Consider the following 21,183-nt stretch of genomic DNA (forward strand, 5'->3'; position numbering starts at 1 on the left):
CCCACCTCCAAGGCGCCCGCCGTGGCTTCTGCCGCGCCGTCCGCCGCCCCCAGCCAGGCACCCACGCCAATCTCCAAGGCCGCGCCCGCGCCGGCTCCCAAGCCGGCCGCCACCGCGTCCGCAGCCAACAGCACGTACTACCTGCAGGCCGGCGCGTTCCGGGGCGAAAACGACGCGGAATCCCTCAAGGCCCGCATCATTCTGCTGGGTCTGCCGGTGGCGGTGCAAAAGGCCGAAGTGAACGGCAAGGCCATCAACCGGGTCAGGGTAGGTCCCTTCGCCCGCCTGGACGACATGAACCGGGCCCGCGGCCGCCTGGGCGAGAACAAGATCGAAACCGCCGTGGTGCGCCAGTAATGCGCGCCGCCGCGCCCGCCTGCATTGAACTTATCCGGCCCCGGGCCTGTCTGTAACTTTTTACTCAGGAACCTCTCATCCATGCTGTCCCCCAAGATAATCCGCATCCTGGCCGCGGCCGCGCTGACCGCCACGGCATTCTTCAGCCCGGCAAGCCACGCGCAAGGCGCGCAGCAGTCCATCGCCATCAATCCGCCGCTGCCGTCGGACACCCCGGGCAAGATCGAGGTCCTGGAATTCTTCGCCTACACCTGCCCGCACTGCGCCGCCATGGAACCCATGGTTGAGGACTGGGCCAAGACCGCGCCGCCTGACGTGGTGCTCAAGCAGGTTCCGATCGCATTCAACGCCGGCATGAAGCCGCTGCAGCAGCTCTACTACACGCTGCTGGCCCTGGACCGCCCGGACCTGCACCCCAAGGTTTTCGCCGCCATCCACGGCGAGCACAAGCGCCTGTTCGACAAGAAGGCGATGGGCGAATGGGCCGCGACCCAAGGCGTGGACCGCGAGAAGTTCGACTCGGTCTTCGATTCGTTCAGCGTGCAGACGCAGGTGCAGCGCGCCAACCAGCTGGCCGAGGCCTACCGCATCGACGGCACCCCGTCGTTCGCCGTCGGCGGCAAGTTCATGACCTCGCCGGTCATGGCCGGCAACAGCTACGAAGGCGCGCTGAAGGAAGTGACCCGCCTGATTCCGCTGACACGCAACTGATACTTTCCAGCCAGAATACGCAACGCCCCGAGCCGCCAGGCCGGGGCGTTTTTCTTTGCCGTTCGCGCCCGGGCCCGCGCTACACTTTCCGCACAACAATTCGCCGCGACAGCGGCACACAACGGGTGGAAGACAAATGAAGCAGCGATTCCCGCGCAGCCGCGCGATGCTGGGCCTGTGCCTGGCGCTGGCCGCCAGCCTGGCCCACGCCAATGAGGCCGACGGCGTGAAGATCGGCGTACTCACGGACATGGCAGGCGTCACCGCCGACGCCACCGGCAAGGGCTCGGTCGAAGCCGCCCGCCTGGCCATCGAGGAAATGGGTGGCACCCTGCTGGGCAAACCCATCTCCCTGGTGTCGGGTGACCACCAGCACCGGCCCGATATCGGCAGCAGCATGGCGCGCAAGTGGTACGACACCGATGGCGTGGACGTGATCGTGGACGTGCCCAATTCCTCGGTGGCGCTGGCGGTGCAGGGCATCGCGCGCGACAAGAAAAAACTGGTGCTGTTCTCCAGCCCTGGCACCACCGCGCTGACCCAGGCCCAATGCTCGCCCTACGGCGTGCAATGGACCTACACCACCTACGCATTGTCGCGCGGCACGGCGACCGCAGTGGTCAACGAAGGCAACAAGCGCTGGTTCATCCTGGCCTCCGACTACGCCTTTGGCAAGCAGCTGGCGGCGGACACCGAAACCGTGGTGAAGGCCAACGGCGGCGAGGTCGTAGGCACCGTCTACCACCCGCTGAACGCTTCGGATTTTGCCTCCTTCCTGTTGCAGGCGCAGGCCTCCAAGGCACAGATCATCGCCATCGCCAACGCGGGCGGCGACACCATCTCGGCCATCAAGCAGGCGGCGGAATTCGGCATCGGCGGCGCGCAGCAGCTGGCCGCCATGCTGCTGCTGATCACGGACGTGCACAGCCTGGGCCTGCAGGCCGCGCAGAAAACCTATCTGACGGTTCCGTCCTACTGGGACATGAACGACGGCACGCGCGCCTTCGCCAAGAAGTTCGAGGCCCGCGTGGGGCGTCCGCCCACCTTCCTGCAGGCCGGCGTCTACGGATCGGTGCGCCATTACCTGCAAGCCGTGAAGGCCGCCGGCACGGTGGACGCAGACGCCGTCATGGCGAAGATGAAGTCGCTGCCCATCGACGACCCCTTCAGCCTGAACGCGCGCATCCGCGAAGACGGGCTAGTGGTGCGCGACATGATGCTGGCGCAGGTCAAGACGCCGGCGCAGTCCAAGGCGCCCTGGGACTACTACAACATCGTGCGCAACATCCCCGGCGCCACGCTGGCCTGGCCGTTGTCGGAAAGCCAATGCCCGCTGGTCAAGCCATGACGCAAGCGGTTAGCCAGGCGGCAGTGACCCTGTCCGACTTCGGCAGCTTCTACGCGGGTGGCCGGCAGGTGCGCATCGACGGCCAGCCACAGCGCGACATCGCGTTCACGCAGAGCGCGTCGCTGGCCTACGACCCCAACGGCCTGTACCACTTCGAGCAGGCCTACGTGCAGTACTTCATCCCGGCGCGGCTCGCGCATCCGCTGCCCATCGTGCTGCTGCATGGCGGCGGCATGACGGGCGCGATGTGGGAACAGACGCCGGATGGAAGGCCGGGCTGGATGCAGCATTTCCTGCGCCAGGGCCACGCGGTCTATGTCGTGGACAACGTCGAGCGCGGCCGTGCGGGATGGGCGCCCTTCAAGGAAGTCTGGCCCGAGCCGCCCATCATCCGCAATGCCGAAGAGAGCTGGACGCTGTTCCGCTTCGGGCGCGCCGAAGACTACGCGGCGCGCCGTCCCTTTGCGGGACTACGCTTTCCGGTCGCAGCCTTCGATGCCTTCATCCGCCACGCGGTGCCGCGCTGGCTGGGCAACAACGATGCGGCGCTGCGCGGATTCTGCGCGGTGCTGGAGCGGGTGGGGCCTTGCCTGGTCATGGCGCACAGTCACGGCGGCGAGGTCGCCTACCGCGCGCTGCATGCGCGGCCGGACCTGGTGCGCGGCGTCATCGGCATCGAGCCCTCGGGCTTCTCGCCCGAGGTCGCGGCCCAGGCCGTGGCGGACAAGCCTTTCCTGTTCGTCTATGGCGACTACCTGGACGCCACGCCGCTGTGGGAAACGCTGTGCATCACCGGACAGGCCTATGCCGATGAGCTGGCGCGCCAGGGCGCCCGCGTGCAGACTTGGCGCCTGGCCGACATGGGCATCGGCGGCAATTCGCACATGCCCATGATGGACGACAACAGCGACGACATCGCCGCGCGCATCGGCGCGTGGATACGCGGCACGGCCGCCTGAGGCGGCCTTGCCACGCTCAGTTCAGCCCTGGACGGCCGCGGCCTTTTCCAGCGCCTGGGTCAGGTCGGCGATGATGTCCTCCGGCGATTCCAGGCCGATGTGCAGGCGTACCAGGGCGTTGTCGCCTTCGCCCCAATAGCGGTGCTTGGACAGGTCCTTGCCCGACACCAGCTGCACCAGGCTTTCGTAGCCGCCCCAGGAAAAGCCGATACCGAAGAGCGTCAGCGAATCCACGAACACGCGCGCCGCCGCCGGCGACAGGCGCAGTTCGACGGACAGCATGCCGTTGGAGCCCGTGCAATCGCGTTGCCACAACGCGTGGCCGGGATCCTGCGGCCAGGCCGGATGGAACAGGCGCACCGTCTCGGGACGGCTCTTGAAGAATTCGCACACCTGCAAGGCATGACGCGCATGCTGCGCCATGCGGATGGGCATGGTGCGCACGCCGCGCAGGGCCAGCCAGGCGTCGTCCGCGCTGATGGAATAACCCATGGCGTACTGCGTGCGGTTGAGCTTGCGGGCGATCTCTTCGTCATTGGTGACGACGGCGCCCAGCATCAGGTCGGAGTGTCCGCCCACGTACTTGGTGCCAGCAATGACGGACACCTGCGCGCCCAGCGTCAGCGGGCGGTAGATGTAGCCCGAGCCCCAGGTATTGTCGGTGGCCAGCACCAGGCCTCGACTCTGCGCGAAGGCGGCCATGGCGCCCATGTCCAGCATCTCGAACAGCAGGGATCCGGGCGACTCCACGTACAACAGCTTGGTGTTCGGACGCACCAGCTCTTCCAGGTCCTCGCCGGCGGCGAAGTACGTGATCTCGATGTTCATGCGCTTGAGCACCGCGTCGTCCAGCTCGCGCATCGGGCCATAGACGCAGTCCGAGATCAGCGCGTGGTCGCCGGCCGAGCACAGGGCCATCATGACCATGGTCATGGCCGACAGGCCCGAGGACGCCAGGTAGCAATGCGTGCCGCCTTCGAGCTGGGTGAAGACCTCTTCCAGCGCCGCATGCGTGTCCATGCCCATGCGCCCGTAGGTGGAGGCACGGCCGCCTGCCGCCTTGCTGCGCTGCGCCTTCTCGAGCGCGGCGAGGTTCTCGAAGCGCACCGTGCTGGCGCGCATCGGCGGCAGAGGCACCGGCGCCGTGCCGGTTTCTGGGTTGAACGGGGCGGTGCCTGCGTGCTGCAGAAGCGTATCGATGTGTTTGGTGGGCATCTTCAGTGGACTGCTTGCGTAGGGACAGGGGCGGAATAAAGGCGATCAGGATGAACCATATCAGGCCAGGCGCGGCCTGTCCCTATTCGCCGATCCAGGTGACGGTTTCGGACTGCGAGGCGCGGCTGGTGCGGTAGCTGTTGGCGGGATGCGCCGTGTCCGCATAGCCGAACGAAATGCCGCAGACCACGCGGCGGTCCGCCGCGATGCCGAGCTCCTCGCGCAGCACTTCCGGGTACATGGCCAGGGATGCCTGGGCAACCGTGGCCACGCCATTGGCCTGGGCCGCCAGCAGGAAATTGGCTACGTAGCCGCCGCAATCCATTGCGCCGTACTCGCCCAGCGCTTCGTCGGTGGTGACGATGGCCACGTGCGGCGCGTCGAACAGCTGGAAATTGCGCATTTCCTGGCGCCGGTAGGCCTCGCGGTCGCCGCGCGCCACGCCGACCGCGCCATACAGCTGGAAGCCTGATTCGCGCCGTCGGGCCAGGTACTCGCCCTGGTATTCGCGCGGAAACGGAAAATCCGGCGTGAAGCCAGACTGTTCCGCGCGGCGTTGCAGCGCGCCGCGCAAACGTTCCGTGCCCGCGCCTTCGGTGATCGTCACCTGCCAGGGCTGGCAATTGCACCAGGAGGCGGCGCGCTGCGCCAGGTCCAGGACGCGTTCGATGGTGCCGCGCGCGACCGGTTCGGGCAGGAATGCGCGGCAGCTGTGACGCGCTTGCAGCCACGCCTCGAGCGCGGCGTCGGGGCGCGCATCGGCGTCCTGCAAGGGTTCCCGGGATTGCGGCATGGCGGTGGGGGGCATGGCTGTTGTCTCTCCTGGTCGGCCCGGCAGGTCCCGCGAGGGACGCATGGGGCATGCATGATGGGCACGTCTTTGCCTTTATGATGCCACTTCCGGCCGCCTAGAGCCGGCCGAACCGTTCCAGGCGACCCCTCATGCTGCCCATCGACACCCTGATCGCATTCTTCGGCATTGCCGTCCTGCTGGCCCTGACCCCGGGACCGGACAATCTGTTCGTGCTGATGCAATCCGCCATCTGGGGCCGCAAGGCCGGCATGTTCGTGGTGCTGGGGCTGTGCACGGGACTGCTGGGACATACGGCCGCCGTGGCCGTGGGACTGGCAGCCGTGTTCGCGGCCTCGCCCATGGCCTTCACCGTGCTCAAGCTGGCGGGCGCCGCCTACCTGGCCTATCTGGCGTGGCAGATCCTGCGCGCGCCGGTCGAATCCGAAGCCGGCAAGCGGCCCGAACCCATGCGGCCCGGTGCGCTGTACCGCCGCGGCATCGTGATGAACCTGACCAACCCCAAGGTGCTGCTGTTCTTCTTCGCCTTCCTGCCGCAGTTCACCTCGCCGGCGCTGGGTCCCGTGGGTTTGCAGACCATGCAGTTGGGCGCGGTCTTCATGGTCGTCACGCTGCTGGTGTTCGGCGCCATTGCGTTCTTCTCGGGCGCGTTCGGTGAACTGCTGCAGCGCTCGGTGACCGCCAAGCGCTGGCTGAACCGGATTGCCGCGTTGGTGTTCATCGGGCTGGCCGTGCGGCTGGCAACGGCCACGCGTTAGGCGGCGCGGCGGCCCATGCGCGCCGCCTTGCTGCCCGCCACGCTCAGGCGGCCGAGAACCGTACGATGCCGTCCGCGCCCAGCGCGCGCTTGAGCTTGCCTTCGAAATACAGCGCATGCAGGTGCGCCAGCGCCTCGCCCATGGCGAAGGTCAGCTGGTGCAGGTCGAGCTTGCGCTTGAACAGCACCGGCACGATGTCCGTGGTCGATTGCGGCTGGATGGCACAAGCTTCCAGCACTTCGGCCAGGCGGTCGCGATGGTGTTCATGCTGTTGCGCGATGCGCTCATGCAGGCCCTTGAAGGGCCGGCCGTGCGAGGGCAGCACCAGCGTGTCCTGGGGCAGGTCGGCGTAGCCGTCCAGCGAACGCAGGTACAGGGGCAGGGGATTGGCGTCCGGCTCGTAGTCGAACACGCTGACGTTGGTGGAAATGCGCGGCAGCACCATGTCGCCCGAGATCAGCACGCCGAGATCCGGTGAAAACAGCGAAGCGTGCTCAGGCGCATGCCCATAGCCCACGATCACGCGCCAGTCGCGCCCGCCGATGCGCACCGCGTCGCCATGCAGGATGCGCGTATAGCGCGCAGGCACGGCCGGCACCAGATTGGGGTAGTAGTTGGCGCGCTGGCGGATCTGCTCTTGCGCGTCCAGGTCGGTCAGGCCGTGGCGGGCGAAGTGGTCCACCGCCGATTGGCCTCCCGGCCCACCGCCCGCATCGCCGCGGCGCGAGGACCACAGCGAGGCCACCACGAAGTCCGTCATCGTCATCCACAGTGGCGCATTCCAGCGTTCGCACAGCCAATGCGCCAGGCCGACGTGGTCGGGGTGCATGTGGGTGACGATGACGCGCAGCACCGGCAGGCCTTCCAGTTCGGTCTCGAACACGCGTTCCCACAACGTCTTCACTTCATCGCGCGTGATGCCGCAGTCGACAATGGTCCAGCCATCGCGGCCGTCGATGTTGTCGCGCAGCAGCCAGAGGTTGATATGATCCAGCGCGAACGGCAGAGGCATTCTGATCCATTTGACCCCTTCCGCCACCACGTGCGAACAGCCGGGTTCGGGCTGGAAATCAGCCCAGGGATATTGCAGTTTCTGTTCGTTCGGGTTCATTGCCTCTCCTCCACGCTTGACGATTGGGTCAAGTCATCATAATTTACGTTTACGTAAACTGCCACACGTCGCATGTCCCCGTCAACCTGGACCATCTCTGAACTCTCGCGCGAGTTCGACGTCACGCCCCGCACGATCCGCTTCTATGAAGACCAGGGGATCGTCAGCCCGGCGCGCGAAGGACGCAACCGCATCTTCGGGCCGCGCGACCGCACGCGCCTGAAACTGGCCCTGCGCGGCAAGCGCCTGGGCCTGCAATTGTCCGAGATCCTGACCCTGATCGATATGTATGACGGGCCGGGCGATACCGAGGTCCAGCTGCGCCAGTACCTGAGCGTGCTCGAACAGCACCGTAGCACGCTGGAACAGCAGCGCCGCGACATCGAGGATACCCTGCACGAAATTTCGCAGCAGGAACAGCAATGCCGCGATCTGCTCGCGCAGAAGCCTTAGGAACGCGGGCATGGGCGCTTTGCAAACTCTTGCGCTGTTCATCCTGACGGCGCTGGCCGAAATCGTCGGCTGCTATCTGCCTTATCTGTGGCTGCGCAAGGGCCATTCCATCTGGCTGCTCGCGCCCGCCGCGGCCAGCCTGGCGCTGTTTGCCTGGCTGCTGACGCTGCACCCCACGGCCTCGGGCCGCGTGTATGCGGCTTACGGCGGGGTCTACATCGGCATGGCGCTGTTGTGGCTGTGGGCCGTGGACGGGGTGCGTCCCAGCACGAGCGACTGGCTGGGCGTAAGCCTGTGCCTGGCTGGCATGCTGGTCATCATGTTCGGGCCGCGCAGCGCGTAGGCAGCGGCGCGTCCAAGAAAGGCGCCGCGAAACGCCGCAGCCTTGGGACGGCTCGAAAAAAAAGCGCGCGTACCCTGGAAGGTCGCGCGCTTTTTGTTGGACAAAGCTTACTCAGCCTTGATGTTGCCTTCCTTGATGACCCGCGCATTGTTCGCGAATTCCGCCTGCACCTGCTTGGCGAAAGCTTCGCCCACGGCCGTGCCCGGCTGCAGATAGGACTTGGCCAGCAGCTCCTGGAACTCGGCGCTGGCGACGGCCTTGGCCAAAGCGGCCTGCAGCGGCTGCGCAACCGTGGCCGGCAGATTGGCAGGCGCGAACACGCCGAAGTTCGAGTAGTACTGCGCCTGCGGCATCTTCAGTTCGGTCATGGTGGGCACGTCCGGCCAGGCGGCCAGACGCTCGGGCGCCATCACGGCCAGGGGCTTGAGCGCACCGTTGGCAACGTGCGGCAGCACCACGTCGCTGTTGACCACCAGCAGCTCGACCACGCCGCCCAGGCCGTCGGTCAGCGCCTGGCTGTTGCCACGGTAGGGCACGTGCAGCATCTTGGTGCCGGTCTGGGCCGTGACGGCCGACATGCCGATGTGGGCCACGGTACCCTGGCCCGGCGTGCCGTAGCGCACGCCGTCCGGATGCGACTTGGCGTAGTCGATCAGGCCGGCGAAGTCCTTCACCGGCAGCGCCTTGGTGGCGACGATGGCGACGGGCGCCACGGCCACGCTGGCCACCGGCGTCAGGTCCTTCATCGGGTCGTAGTTGGTCTTGGCCAAATGCGGGAAGATCGTCAGCGGGCTGGTGGATGCCAGCAGCAAGGTGGTGCCGTCCGGCTGCGCGCGCGCCACGAAGTCGGTGCCCACGGAGGCACCCGCGCCCGGCTTGTTCTCGACGATGACGGTTACGTTGCTTTCCTTGCGCAACACGTCGCCCAGCCGGCGTCCGATCGCGTCGGCGCTGCCGCCGGCGGTGTAGGGCACCACCAGCGTGACGGGCTTGGCCGGCCAGCTCTGCGCCATCGCGCCGCTGGCCATGATTGCCAAGGCCGCCCCCGCGGCCTTGATCAGCAATGTCTTCTTTTTCATATCGTCCTAGTAATGTTGCGTGGCACTGCGTCAGATAAAACGAAAAGCGTGAAGCGCATCAGGCCAGATAGCGTTGCGCCAAGCGCACCCAGTACGACGCGCCAGCCGGAATCAGGGAATCGTTGAAGTCATAGCTGGCGTTGTGCAGCATGCAGGGCCCCAGGCCATGGCCCGCCATGCGGTGCTCGCCGTCGCCGTTGCCCAGGAACACATAGCAGCCAGGCTTTTCCTGCAGCAGGAAGGCAAAATCCTCGGAAGCCATGGCCGGCTCGATCACCAATGCCTTGTCTTCGCCCACCACCTCGCGCATGACTTCCATGCAGAACTCGGTCTCGGCCACGGTATTCACCAGCGCCGGGTAGCGGCGCTCGAAGAACACGTCGGCCTCGCAGCCGTGCGCGGCCGCGATGTTGCCGGCGATCTCGTTCATGCGGCGTTCGATCAGGTCGACCACGTCGGTGCTGTAGGCCCGCACCGAGCCGCCCAGCCAGGCGCTATTGGGAATGACGTTGATCACGCTGCCGCCGGCCTGCACCTGGGTGATCGACAGCACGGCGGCGTCCAGCGGACGCTTGCTGCGCGTAAGAATGGTCTGCAGGGACTGGCCGATGGCAAACAGCGCGGGCACCGGATCGCTGCAATCCTGCGGCGCGGCGGCATGGCCGCCCTTGCCGCGGACGGTGATCTTGAAGCCGTTGGCGGCCGCCATCATCGGACCGGCACAGACGCCGATGGATCCGGCGGGCAGCCCCGGCCAGTTGTGCAGGCCAAACACGGCTTCGCAGGGGAAGCGTTCGAACAGGCCGTCCTGGATCATGGCGCGGCCGCCCGCGCCGCCTTCCTCGGCCGGCTGGAAGCACAGGTAGACCGTGCCGTCGAAGCCGCCTTCGGCCTGCAGGTGGCGCGCGGCGGCCAGCAGCATGGCGGTGTGGCCGTCATGGCCGCAGCCGTGCATCTTGCCGTCGTGGCGCGAGCGGTGCTCGAACTGATTCTCTTCCTGCATGGGCAGCGCATCCATGTCGGCGCGCAGCATGATGGCGCGATCCGACGCGCCGCGCTTGATCACGCCGACCACCCCGGTCTTGGCGATGCCGGTGTGGGTCTCGATGCCCCAGCCGCGCAGCGTGTCCGCCACCACCTTGGCCGTGCGGTGCTCTTCGTAGCAAAGCTCCGGATGCATGTGGATGTCGCGCCGCAGCGCCACAATTTCGTCCAGATTGGATAGTTCGAGCACGGCAAACTCCATCGCAATAATTCAGGATTCAAGGATCGGCTCGAATCTTACCCAGGGCCGCTCCCCCGGTAACACGCAATTACCTAGGGATAACCCGGATCCAATTTACGTTTACGTAAACGTAATATTTGCAGTGCATCATTGCCTAGCGATGGCCGATCGGCGCATCATGAGCCACGCGCGGCAATTCGGCGCCGGAGCCAGGCGCCCACAAAATAGTAAGTACCTACTATCACGGAGACAGCGATGAACCTTCCCGGCCTGAACTTCGACCTGGGCGAAGATCTGGACATGCTGCGCGACGCGGTGCGCAATTTCGCGCAGGCCGAGATCGCGCCGCGCGCCGCAGAAGTGGACCGCAGCGACCAGTTCCCCATGGACCTCTGGCGCAAATTCGGCGAGCTCGGCGTGCTGGGCATGACGGCCGATGAGGAATACGGCGGCGCAAAAATGGGCTATCTGGCCCACATGATCGTGATGGAGGAAATCTCCCGCGCCAGCGCCTCGGTCGGCCTATCCTACGGCGCGCACTCCAATTTGTGCGTGAACCAGATCAACCGCAACGGCACGGCGGCCCAGAAGGCCAAATACCTGCCCAAGCTGATTTCCGGCGAACACGTGGGTGCCCTGGCCATGAGCGAGCCGGGCGCTGGTTCCGACGTAGTCAGCATGAAGCTGCGCGCCGACAAAAAGGGCGACCGCTACGTGCTGAACGGCACCAAGATGTGGATCACCAACGGCCCCGACGCCGACACCCTGGTGGTCTACGCCAAGACCGACCCCGAAGCCCACCAGCGCGGCATCACCGCCTTCCTGGTCGAAAAGGGCTTCAAAGGCTTTTCCGTGGCGCAAAAGCTCGACAAGCTGGGCATGCGCGGCAGCCATACCGGCGAACTGGTGTTCCAGGACTGCGAGATCCCCGAAGAGAACGTGCTGGGTCAGGTCAACGGCGGCGTCAAGGTGCTGATGAGCGGCCTGGACTACGAACGCGCGGTGCTGTCCGGCGGCCCGGTGGGCATCATGCAGGCCGTGATGGACGTGGTCGTCCCCTATATCCATGACCGCAAACAGTTCGGCCAGGCCATCGGCGAATTCCAGCTGATCCAGGGCAAGGTCGCGGACCTGTACACCACCCTGCAGGCCAGCCGCGCCTTCTGCTATCAGGTCGGCAAGAACCTGGACCGCCTGGGCGCCGAACACGTGCGCCAGGTGCGCAAGGACTGCGCCGCGCTGATTCTGTACACGGCCGAAAAAGCCACCTGGATGGCGGGCGAGGGCGTGCAGATCCTGGGCGGCAACGGCTATATCAACGAATACCCGGTGGGCCGCCTGTGGCGCGACGCCAAGCTGTACGAGATCGGCGCCGGCACCAGCGAAATCCGCCGCATGCTGATCGGCCGCGAACTGTTCAACGAAACCGCCTGAGCGCGCCTCCATGATCCGCATGTCCGACGTCCAGCACATCGAACAGGCGCCCGCGCCGGGCCCTGCGCCGCTGGACGTCGCGCGGCTGATCCTGGCGGGCTTCGACCGCCACTACGCGCTGTTCCGCTACAGCGCCCAGCGTGCCAAGGCGCTGTTCGAATCGGGCGACTGGCACGGCATCCAGCGCCTGTCGCGCGAGCGCATCGAGTACTACGACATGCGGGTGCGCGAATGCGCCACCCAGCTGGAAGGCGTGCTGCGCGGCCGCCCGGAAGGCGCGGTAGGCGCCAATGGCAGCGCAGCCCCCACCCTGAGCGACGAGCAAACCGCGTTCTGGCAGCAGATCAAGCAGGAGTTCGTCGGACTGCTGGGCGAGCACCGCCAGCCCGAATGCGCCGAGACCTTCTTCAACTCAGTCTCCTGCCGCATCCTGCACCGTGACTATTTCCACAACGCCTTCCTGTTCGTCCGCCCGGCCATCGCCACCGATTACCTGGACAGCAGCATCCCCTCGTACCGGGTCTACTACCCGGCCACGGACGGGTTGGAGAAAAGCCTGATCCGCATGGTGGCGGACTTCGGTCTGGCGCTGCCCTTTGAAGACCTGCCGCGCGACACGCGGCTGCTGGCGCGCGCCGCGGTCAAGCAACTGCGCGCGACACTGCCGCGCCACGTCGGCCGCCGCATCGCCAGCGACTGCCAGATCCACGCGCTGGGCTCGCTGTTCTTCCGCAACAAGGGCGCCTACATCGTCGGCCGCCTGATCAACCAGGGCACGGTATATCCCTTCGCCGTGGCGCTGATGCGCAACCCGGCGGGCCAGGTCGTGCTGGACGCGCTGCTCTTGGGCGCCGACGACCTGAGCACGCTGTTCAGCTTCACCCGCGCCTACTTCCTGGTGGACATGGAAACGCCGGCCGCGGTGGTGAACTTCCTGTCCAGCCTGCTGCCGCGCAAGCCCAAGGCCGAGCTCTACACCATGATCGGCCTGCAGAAGCAGGGCAAGACGCTGTTCTACCGCGACTTCCTGCATCACCTGGCCCATTCGCGCGACGCCTTCGACATCGCCCCCGGCATCAAGGGCATGGTGATGTGCGTGTTCACGCTGCCGTCCTATCCCTACGTGTTCAAGCTCATCAAGGACCGCATCGACAAGGACGGCATGGACCATGCCACCGTGCGCCGCAAGTACCAGATGGTGAAGCTGCACGACCGCGTCGGCCGCATGGCCGACACCTGGGAATACTCGCAGGTGGCGCTGCCGCGCGCGCGCTTCGCGCCGGCGCTGCTGGAAGAACTGCGCCGGCTGGTACCCAGCCTGATAGAGGAAACCGGCGACACGGTGGTCATCCGCCATGTCTACATCGAACGGCGCATGACACCCTTGAACATCTATCTGCGCCAGGCTTCGGACGCGCTGCTGGACCCGGCCGTGCGCGAATACGGGGACGCCATCCGGCAGCTGGCCGCGGCGAATATCTTCCCCGGGGACATGCTCTACAAGAACTTCGGCGTCACACGCCTGGGCCGCGTCGTTTTCTACGATTACGACGAAATCCAGCGCATGACCGAAATGAATTTCCGGCGCATTCCGCCCGCTCCCAACGAAGAGGCGGAACTGGCTTCCGAGCCCTGGTACGCCATTGGTCCGAATGACGTCTTCCCCGAAGAATTCGGACGCTTCCTGCTAGGCGACCCGCGCGTGCGCGGCGCCTTCATGCGTCACCATGCCGACCTGCTGGAACCGGACTGGTGGCAAGCCTGCCGCAACCATGTTGCGCAAGGCCGGATTGAAGAATTTTTCCCTTACGATACGGACAGACGCCTGCGTCCGGAATGCCCTCCAGGCGACCACGCGGCCTCGTAAACCCCAGAGCTGTCCCGACCCTCACAGGAGCTAGCCATGTCAGATCCCATCGTCATCGTTTCCGTTGCCCGCACGCCCATGGGCGGCATGCTGGGCGCCTTGTCCGGCCTGGCCGCGCACGAGCTGGGCTCGATCGCCATCAAGGCCGCCGTCGAACGCGCGGGCATCAAGCCCGAGCAAGTCGAAGAAGTCATCATGGGCAACGTGCTGCAAGCCGGCCAGGGCCAGGCCCCGGCGCGCCAGGCCGCGCTGGGCGCGGGCCTGCCGCTGGGCGTGGCTTGCACCACCATCCACAAAGTCTGCGGTTCGGGCCTGAAGGCCGCCATGTTCGGCCATGACCTGCTGGCCGCGGGCAGCGCCAACATCGTGGTCGCCGGCGGCCAGGAAAGCATGAGCAACGCCCCCTACCTGCTGCTCAAGGGCCGCCAGGGCTACCGCTACGGCCACAACACCGTGTACGACCACATGGCGCTGGACGGCCTGGAAGACGCCTACGACAAGGGCAAGGCCATGGGCGTGTTCGCCGAAGACTGCGCCTCCAAATATTCCTTCACCCGCGAACAGCAGGACGCGTTCTCGCTGGAATCGCTGCGCCGCGCCCGCGCCGCGTCGGAAGACGGCAGCTTCAAGTGGGAAATCGCCCCCGTGACCGTGGCCGGCCGCAAGGGCGACACCGTGATCGACACCGACGAGGCCCCCACCAAGGCCATGCCGGAAAAGATCCCGACCCTCAAGCCCGCCTTCAAGAAGGACGGCACCGTCACCGCCGCCAACTCGTCGTCGATCTCGGACGGCGCCGCCGCCATGGTGCTGATGCGCGCCTCCACCGCCGAGAAGCTAGGCGTAAAGCCGCTGGCCCGCATCGTCGCCCACAGCCAGCACTCGCAAGAGCCGAACTGGTTCACCACCGCCCCCGTGGGCGCGCTGAAGAACCTGTTCGCCAAGACCGGCTGGAAGGCCGAGGACGTGGACCTGTACGAAATCAATGAAGCCTTCGCGGTGGTCACCATGGCCGCCATGGCCGACTTCAAGCTGCCGCATGACAAGGTCAACGTCCACGGCGGCGCCACCGCCCTGGGCCATCCGATCGGCGCGTCCGGCGCCCGCCTGATGGCCACCCTGGTCGGCGCGCTGCGCAAGACCGGCGGCAAGCGCGGCGTGGCCACGCTGTGCATCGGCGGCGGCGAAGCCGTGGCAATGGCGATTGAAATGATCTGACGCAACGCCGGGAGGCTTCGGCCTCCCGGCTTTCGATGGATTCCGCTGCGCCTTTTTTGCATGGCGTCGTAGCGCGACGGGTCGGTCGCGCGCCGTGCAGGAAAGGCGCAACGAAATCCCTCTTCGATACCGATATCCGATAAGCATGCCCGGCCCACCGGGCAGCGAGACAAACCGCTCCACGAGCGCCTTCAAATTTCCAACAAGCAGGACGGGTGGAACCCCATGCCCATCATCGAATCCCGCATCAATCCGCGGTCGCAGGACTACACCGACAATGCGCAGGCCATGCAGGCGCAGCTGGACGATCTGGACCAGCAGCTGGCCCATACCGCGCTGGGCGGCAGCGAAGCCGCGCGCGCCAAGCACGTGGCGCGCGGCAAGCTGTTGCCGCGCGACCGCGTTGAACACCTGATCGATCCGGGCACGCCGTTCCTGGAACTGTCGCCGATGGCGGCGCACGGCATGTACGGCGGCGAAGCCCCCGGCGCCGGCGTCATCACCGGCATCGGCCGCGTGGCCGGCACGGAATGCGTGATCGTCTGCAATGACGCCACGGTCAAGGGCGGCACCTACTACCCGATGACGGTCAAGAAGCACCTGCGCGCGCAGGAGATCGCCGCGCAGAACCATCTGCCCTGCGTCTATCTGGTGGATTCGGGCGGCGCCAACCTGCCGCAGCAGGACGAGGTCTTTCCCGACCGCGAACACTTCGGCCGCATCTTCTACAACCAGGCGCAGATGTCCGCGCAGGGCATTTCGCAGATCGCCGTGGTGATGGGCTCCTGCACCGCCGGCGGCGCCTACGTGCCCGCCATGAGCGACGAGTCCATCATCGTCAAGAACCAGGGCACCATCTTCCTGGGCGGCCCGCCGCTGGTAAAGGCCGCCACCGGTGAAGAAGTCAGCGCCGAGGACCTGGGCGGCGGCGACGTGCACACACGCCTGTCCGGCGTGGTGGACCATCTGGCCGCCAACGACATGCACGCGCTGCAACTGGCACGCAACGCCGTCGCACGCCTGAACCGCAAGAAGCCGCAGCCGCTGGCCACCCTCCCGGTACGCGAGCCGCGCTACGACCCGAGCGAACTGAATGGCATCATCCCCGCCGACACGCGCAAGCCCTATGACGTGCGCGAAGTCATCGCGCGCATCGTCGACGGCTCCGAGTTCGACGAGTTCAAGGCGCGTTTCGGCCCCACGCTGGTCACCGGCTTCGCGCACATCCACGGCATGCCCGTGGGCATCGTGGCCAACAACGGCATCCTGTTCTCGGAGTCCGCGCAAAAGGGCGCGCACTTCATCGAACTGTGCGCGCAGCGCAAGATCCCGCTGGTGTTCCTGCAGAACATCACCGGCTTCATGGTCGGCCGCAAGTACGAAAACGAAGGCATCGCCCGCCACGGCGCCAAGATGGTGACGGCCGTTGCCACCGCCGCCGTACCCAAGTTCACCGTGCTGATCGGCGGCTCGTTCGGCGCCGGCAACTACGGCATGTGCGGCCGCGCCTATTCGCCGCGCATGCTGTTCATGTGGCCCAACGCCCGCATCTCGGTCATGGGCGGCGAGCAGGCCGCCAGCGTCTTGGCCACGGTCAAGCGCGACGGCATCGAGGCCCGCGGCGGCCAGTGGTCCGCCGACGAGGAAACCGCCTTCAAGACGCCCATCCGCGAACAGTACGAACGCGAAGGCCATCCCTACTACGCCACCGCGCGCCTGTGGGACGACGGCATCATCGCCCCGGCCGACACGCGCCGCGTGCTGGGCCTGGCCTTGTCGGCAGCCTTGAACGCGCCCATCGAGGACACCAAGTTCGGCGTGTTCCGCATGTAGGGCGGCACACCCGCCCCCATTGCCGCCCAAGAATAATTTCAGCCTGGATGACATCCATGTTCGACACTTTGCTGATTGCCAACCGCGGTGAAATCGCCTGCCGCGTGGCCGCCACCGCCCGCCGCATGGGCATCCGCACCGTCGCGGTGTATTCCGACGCCGACGCCAACGCCCGCCACGTCGCCGCCTGCGACCAGGCCGTATACATCGGCGGCTCGGAGCCGCGCGCCAGCTACCTGCGCGCCGACGCCATCCTGCAAGCCGCACGCGATACCGGCGCCGGCGCCATCCACCCCGGCTATGGTTTCCTGTCGGAAAACGAAGCCTTCGCCGAAGCCGCTGAAAAAGCCGGCATCGCCTTCGTCGGCCCGCCGGCCTCCGCCATCGCCGCCATGGGCAGCAAGTCCGCCGCCAAGTCGCTGATGGAAAAAGCCGGCGTACCGCTGGTGCCGGGCTATCACGGCGACAACCAGGACCCGCAGTTCCTCAAGACCCAGGCCGACGCCATCGGCTACCCCGTGCTGATCAAGGCCAGCGCCGGCGGCGGCGGCAAGGGCATGCGCGTGGTCGAATCGTCGGGCGCGTTCCTCGACGCATTGGCTTCCTGCCAGCGCGAGGCCGCGTCCAGCTTTGGCGACGACCGCGTGCTGATCGAACGCTATCTGCAGAAGCCGCGCCACATCGAGATCCAGGTGTTCGCCGACACGCATGGCAACTGCGTCTACCTGTTCGAACGCGATTGCTCGGTGCAGCGCCGCCACCAGAAGGTGATCGAGGAAGCCCCGGCCCCCGGCATGACTGAAGAGCGCCGCCGCGCCATGGGCGAAGCCGCCGTGGCCGCCGCGCGCGCCGTGGGCTACGTGGGCGCGGGCACGGTGGAATTCATTGCCGAGCCCGACGGCCGTTTCTACTTCATGGAAATGAACACGCGCCTGCAAGTCGAGCACCCGGTCACCGAAATGATCACGGGCCACGACCTGGTCGAATGGCAGTTGCGCGTGGCCGCCGGCCAACCGCTGCCGGCGCGCCAGGAAGACCTGCGCATCCAGGGACATGCCATCGAGGCCCGCATCTACGCCGAGAACCCCGAGAAGGGCTTCCTGCCGTCCATCGGCACCCTGGCCTACCTGGGCCTGCCTGCGCACACCGCGTTTGCCAATGGCGACATCCGGGTCGACGGCGGCGTGCGCATGGGCGACACCATCACGCCGTTCTACGACCCCATGATCGCCAAGCTGATCGTGCACGGCGCCGACCGCGACCAGGCCCGCGCCCGCATGCTGCAAGCGCTGGCCCAGACGCAAGCCGTGGGCGTGCAGACCAACGTGGCCTTCCTGTCGCGCCTGATGCAGGACAGCGCCTTCGCCGCCGCGGACCTGGACACCGGCCTGATCGAACGCCAGCGTGCCACGCTGCTGCCCGAACCCCAGGCCGCCAGTCCCGCCACGCTGGCGCTGGCCTGCGCCGCCGTGCTGGTGCGCCAGGGCCTGGCGCAGCCGGGCGCCGCCGGCGGCAAGCTGTCCGCCGACCCCTGGGACGCGCGCGACGGCTGGCGCCTGGGCGGCCGCTACCAGCGCCAGCTGCAATGGGTGGACAACGGCGAAACCCGCCGCGTCACCGTCGCCCGCCAGGGCGGCGCCTGGACCCTGGACAGCGGCGCCGGCCCGCAAGCCTTCCTGTGGCGCGCCCACGCCAGCGCCAATCCCAACCTGGCCTATGGCCTGCGCATCACGCTGGACGGCCATGAGAGCGCCGGCACGGTCGTGCTGCACGCCGACCGCGCCCACGTCTTCGGCGAAGCCGGCGTGCACGTGCTGGACCTGTACGATCCGCTCGCGCATTCGCAGGACACGCAGGGCGAACATGGCGGCGGCCTCACCGCCCCCATGCCCGGCAAGATCATCTCGATCTCGGTCAAGGCCGGCGACACCGTGGAAAAGGGCCAGCCGCTGCTGGTGATGGAAGCCATGAAAATGGAACACACCATTTCCGCGCCCGCCGACGGCAAGGTGACAGAAGTGTTCTACGGCGTGGGCGATCAGGTGACGGAAGGGGCCGAGCTGGTCGCCATCGGCGAGTAGCCAGGCGCGCCGTAACAAAATCGTCACCCGCCTCGCCGCCTGCGGGTTCATCATGGGCGCTCCTGCTTATCCACGGGAGTACCCATGATGAGTTCAATACCATCCGAACAGGCGGCGCCCCGCCTGTTTCCAACCCTGCGCTGCCGCGACGCGGAGGCGATGATCCGCTGGCTTACCGGCGTGGTGGGATTCACCGAACATGCCGTCTACCGCGACGACGGCACTGTGCAGCATGCGGAACTGGCCTACGGCAGCTCCCTCTTGATGCTGGGCCCGGACCGCGACGACGCCCATGGCAAGCTGGTGGGCGACCTGCAAGGACGCCGCACCGATGCGCTGTATCTGGCCGTGGACGATCCGGACGCCCTGCACGCGCAGGTCCAGGCCAGCGGCGCCACCATCGAAACCCCGCCTTATGACACCGCCTACGGCAGCCGCGAGTTCGCCTGCCGCGATCCGGAAGGCAATCTGTGGAGCTTCGGGACGTATTGGCCGAAGGTGTAGCGGCAGCGCGCGCCCGCCGCATTCACTTATGCGTTTTCCGCAATCATTTATCGAAATAGATTATTCTTGTTATAAATAAGCAAGGACTCCTATCCTCCTCGTAACGTCATTCGACAGCCACGAGGAGATTCTGATGAGTGCGGTTCTGCAAGCGAAGGCATCGCCGGCAAACATGGTGCCGGCCGGCGTGGACCTGGTCGAGTACTACTACGAGCGCGGCTTCACGGACGGGTTGCCCGTCGTGCCGCCGACTCAGGAAAAGATCGACGAGATCGTGGCCCGGCTGGGTGGCGATGCCAACTTCGTCGAAGCGCGAGTGGCGCCGCGCTGGGGCGAACTGACGCGCGAAGTGCTGGCCGTCAACATGGTGATGGCCGGCTGCAGGCCCGAGTACGCGCCGGTGGTGCTGGCAGCGGTAAAGGCCGTCACCGATCAAGCCTTCAACCTGAATGGCGTGCAGGCCACCACGCACGTGGCCGCGCCGCTGCTGGTTGTGAACGGGCCGATAGCGCGCGAAATCGGCATGAACGGCGGCGTCAACGCGTTCGGCTCCGGCAATCGCGCCAACGCCACCATCGGCCGGGCGCTGCGCCTCATCATGCTGAACGTGGGCGGTGGCTGGCCAGGAGACCTGGACAAAAGCACGCTGGGGCATCCCGGCAAGTACACCTACTGCGTCTGCGAAAACGAACTGCAAAGTCCGCTGGCGCCGTATCACGTGGAACACGGCTACAAGGCCGAAGACTCCACGGTGTTCGCCATGGCGGCCGAGGCGCCGCACAGCGTGACGAACCACATTTCCAACGACCCCGAAGGCATCCTCGACACCATGTGCTCGGCCATGAGCACCATCGCGTCCAACAGCGCGGTGCTGGGTGGCCACATCGCGGTGGTGCTGGGCCTGGAACACGCGCAGACCATCGGCAAACACGGCTGGTCGCGCGCCGACGTGCGCAACTACCTGTACGTCAATCACGGCAACCGCTTTATCGACCTGGCTTATGGCCACCGTTACGGCAAGGTCTACAACCGCAACCTGCCCAAGTACTACAAGCGCAACGACGACACCCGCATTCCCATCGTGCACAGCCCGGACCACATCCATCTGTTCGTGATGGGCGGCGAGGCCGGCCGCTTTTCCGTGCTGATACCAGGCTGGGGGCATATGAGCACGCCCGTGCTGCGCGCAATCGATGGCGCCAACGCCGACAGCGGCGATTGCACCAGCGGCGCCTGCGCCATCTGAGGCCGCGTCTGGAACCGACAACCAGGAGATTGGAAATGCTGATGAACAACGGGGAAAAAGTCGCGGTGTACGACCCGCGCGGCGCGCTGCGCTTCGAAGATGTGCCGGTATCGGCGCGCAAGAAGCACCTGGCCGGATTGCGGCTGGGCATACTCGACAACTCCAAATGGAACGCCAACAAGCTGCTGCGCGGCGCGGCGGCGGCCTTGGGCGAGGACATCGAATTCGCCGAGGTGAACTACTACGTCAAGCACAGTTTTTCCAAGGATGCTGCGCCCGAGCTGATCGAGCGCATCGCGGCCGAGAACGACGTGGTGCTGACCGCCATCGGCGATTGCGGCTCCTGCTGCTCGGCCTGCGTGCGCGACTCGATCGCGCTGGAGCGGCTGGGCGTTCCCAGCGCAGTGATCATCACGACCGAGTTCGCCCGCGAGACGGAGCTGACGCGGCAGGCCATCGGCATGAAGGCGCTGGAGCCCGTCGTGATCGCGCACCCGGTCAGTTCCATCACCGCCGAAGAAGTGGCGCAGCGCGTCGTCCAGATCAAGGAACAGGCGCAACAGGTGTGGCTGGGCACGAAGGCGCCGATGCAGGTCCGCGTAGAGCTGCAATAACGGCGGCCGCCGAGGC

Annotated in this window: 20 protein-coding genes; 15 read left to right on the forward strand and 5 right to left on the reverse strand. The window is 66.5% G+C overall.

The window, feature by feature from the left end; translation table 11 throughout:
* The 4 genes from IPU70_RS32225 to IPU70_RS32240 all read left to right on the forward strand — a co-directional run.
* Positions 1-357, forward strand: a 357-nt coding sequence (locus IPU70_RS32225; RefSeq protein WP_207473882.1) for an SPOR domain-containing protein, incomplete at its 5' end; no start/stop codon positions are given.
* Positions 358-438: 81 nt separating this feature from the next.
* Complete coding sequence (locus tag IPU70_RS32230) at positions 439-1,068, forward strand: thiol:disulfide interchange protein DsbA/DsbL (protein ID WP_013390890.1); 630 nt, start codon at positions 439-441, stop codon at positions 1,066-1,068.
* A gap of 136 nt (positions 1,069-1,204) precedes the next feature.
* Complete coding sequence (locus tag IPU70_RS32235) at positions 1,205-2,416, forward strand: ABC transporter substrate-binding protein (protein WP_207473884.1); 1,212 nt, start codon at positions 1,205-1,207, stop codon at positions 2,414-2,416.
* Complete coding sequence (locus IPU70_RS32240; protein WP_207473886.1) at positions 2,395-3,375, forward strand: alpha/beta fold hydrolase; 981 nt, start codon at positions 2,395-2,397, stop codon at positions 3,373-3,375. Before IPU70_RS32235 ends, IPU70_RS32240 begins: the two co-directional genes overlap by 22 nt.
* A 21-nt stretch (positions 3,376-3,396) precedes the next feature.
* On the opposite strand, the gene metC is transcribed toward IPU70_RS32240, so the two are convergent.
* Together metC and IPU70_RS32250 are read right to left on the reverse strand one after the other, a co-directional pair.
* Positions 3,397-4,590 carry a cystathionine beta-lyase gene (gene metC / locus IPU70_RS32245; protein ID WP_371819154.1) on the reverse strand — a complete coding sequence of 398 codons (1,194 nt, stop codon included), beginning with the start codon at positions 4,588-4,590 and terminating at the stop codon, positions 3,397-3,399.
* Between the two features lie 82 nt (positions 4,591-4,672).
* A complete protein-coding gene (locus IPU70_RS32250; RefSeq protein ID WP_207473889.1) occupies positions 4,673-5,398 on the reverse strand; it encodes a nitroreductase in 726 nt (241 codons plus the stop codon).
* 134 nt (positions 5,399-5,532) lie between these two features.
* Here IPU70_RS32250 and IPU70_RS32255 point away from each other — a divergent pair, with 134 nt between their 5' ends.
* Positions 5,533-6,159 (forward strand): LysE family translocator, encoded by a 627-nt coding sequence (locus tag IPU70_RS32255; RefSeq protein ID WP_013390885.1) that lies wholly within the window; start codon positions 5,533-5,535, stop codon positions 6,157-6,159.
* Positions 6,160-6,202: 43 nt separating this feature from the next.
* Here IPU70_RS32255 and IPU70_RS32260 read toward each other — a convergent pair whose 3' ends face one another.
* Complete coding sequence (locus IPU70_RS32260) at positions 6,203-7,270, reverse strand: MBL fold metallo-hydrolase (RefSeq protein ID WP_207473904.1); 1,068 nt, start codon at positions 7,268-7,270, stop codon at positions 6,203-6,205.
* A 72-nt stretch (positions 7,271-7,342) separates the two neighbouring features.
* On the opposite strand from IPU70_RS32260, the gene IPU70_RS32265 reads away from it, so the two are divergent.
* Both IPU70_RS32265 and IPU70_RS32270 read left to right on the forward strand, forming a co-directional pair.
* On the forward strand, positions 7,343-7,723 hold the full coding sequence (locus IPU70_RS32265) for a MerR family DNA-binding transcriptional regulator (protein WP_013390883.1): 381 nt from the start codon (positions 7,343-7,345) through the stop codon (positions 7,721-7,723).
* Positions 7,724-7,733: 10 nt separating this feature from the next.
* Complete coding sequence (locus IPU70_RS32270) at positions 7,734-8,066, forward strand: YnfA family protein (protein WP_207473905.1); 333 nt, start codon at positions 7,734-7,736, stop codon at positions 8,064-8,066.
* Between the two features lie 107 nt (positions 8,067-8,173).
* Here IPU70_RS32270 and IPU70_RS32275 read toward each other — a convergent pair whose 3' ends face one another.
* The gene (locus tag IPU70_RS32275; protein ID WP_207473907.1) at positions 8,174-9,145 is read right to left on the reverse strand and encodes a tripartite tricarboxylate transporter substrate binding protein; all 972 of its coding nucleotides are present in this window, start codon (positions 9,143-9,145) and stop codon (positions 8,174-8,176) included.
* Between the two features lie 58 nt (positions 9,146-9,203).
* Positions 9,204-10,379, reverse strand: a complete 1,176-nt coding sequence (locus tag IPU70_RS32280) for a M20 aminoacylase family protein (RefSeq protein ID WP_207473909.1) — start codon at positions 10,377-10,379, stop codon at positions 9,204-9,206.
* Positions 10,380-10,625: 246 nt separating this feature from the next.
* On the opposite strand from IPU70_RS32280, the gene IPU70_RS32285 reads away from it, so the two are divergent.
* The 8 genes from IPU70_RS32285 to IPU70_RS32320 all read left to right on the forward strand — a co-directional run bounded on the left by IPU70_RS32285 (position 10,626) and on the right by IPU70_RS32320 (position 21,167).
* A complete protein-coding gene (locus tag IPU70_RS32285; RefSeq protein ID WP_207473911.1) occupies positions 10,626-11,804 on the forward strand; it encodes an isovaleryl-CoA dehydrogenase in 1,179 nt (392 codons plus the stop codon).
* A 10-nt stretch (positions 11,805-11,814) separates the two neighbouring features.
* Complete coding sequence (gene aceK, locus IPU70_RS32290; RefSeq protein WP_207473913.1) at positions 11,815-13,671, forward strand: bifunctional isocitrate dehydrogenase kinase/phosphatase; 1,857 nt, start codon at positions 11,815-11,817, stop codon at positions 13,669-13,671.
* Between the two features lie 36 nt (positions 13,672-13,707).
* Positions 13,708-14,889, forward strand: a complete 1,182-nt coding sequence (locus tag IPU70_RS32295) for an acetyl-CoA C-acetyltransferase (RefSeq protein ID WP_207473921.1) — start codon at positions 13,708-13,710, stop codon at positions 14,887-14,889.
* 225 nt (positions 14,890-15,114) lie between these two features.
* Positions 15,115-16,722, forward strand: coding sequence for a carboxyl transferase domain-containing protein (locus IPU70_RS32300; RefSeq protein ID WP_207473924.1), 1,608 nt, complete (start codon positions 15,115-15,117; stop codon positions 16,720-16,722).
* Between the two features lie 56 nt (positions 16,723-16,778).
* Positions 16,779-18,803 (forward strand): acetyl/propionyl/methylcrotonyl-CoA carboxylase subunit alpha, encoded by a 2,025-nt coding sequence (locus tag IPU70_RS32305; RefSeq protein ID WP_207473939.1) that lies wholly within the window; start codon positions 16,779-16,781, stop codon positions 18,801-18,803.
* Positions 18,804-18,887: 84 nt separating this feature from the next.
* Entirely contained in the window at positions 18,888-19,307 is a 420-nt protein-coding gene (locus tag IPU70_RS32310; RefSeq protein WP_207473949.1) for a VOC family protein, read from the forward strand.
* A gap of 133 nt (positions 19,308-19,440) precedes the next feature.
* Positions 19,441-20,553, forward strand: a complete 1,113-nt coding sequence (locus tag IPU70_RS32315) for a hypothetical protein (RefSeq protein ID WP_207473967.1) — start codon at positions 19,441-19,443, stop codon at positions 20,551-20,553.
* 35 nt (positions 20,554-20,588) lie between these two features.
* The gene (locus IPU70_RS32320; protein ID WP_207473969.1) at positions 20,589-21,167 is read left to right on the forward strand and encodes a UGSC family (seleno)protein; all 579 of its coding nucleotides are present in this window, start codon (positions 20,589-20,591) and stop codon (positions 21,165-21,167) included.
* Positions 21,168-21,183: the final 16 nt, after the last annotated feature.

It is taken from the genome of Achromobacter sp. SD115 (assembly GCF_017355315.1).
GTDB lineage: Bacteria > Pseudomonadota > Gammaproteobacteria > Burkholderiales > Burkholderiaceae_B > Achromobacter > Achromobacter xylosoxidans_B.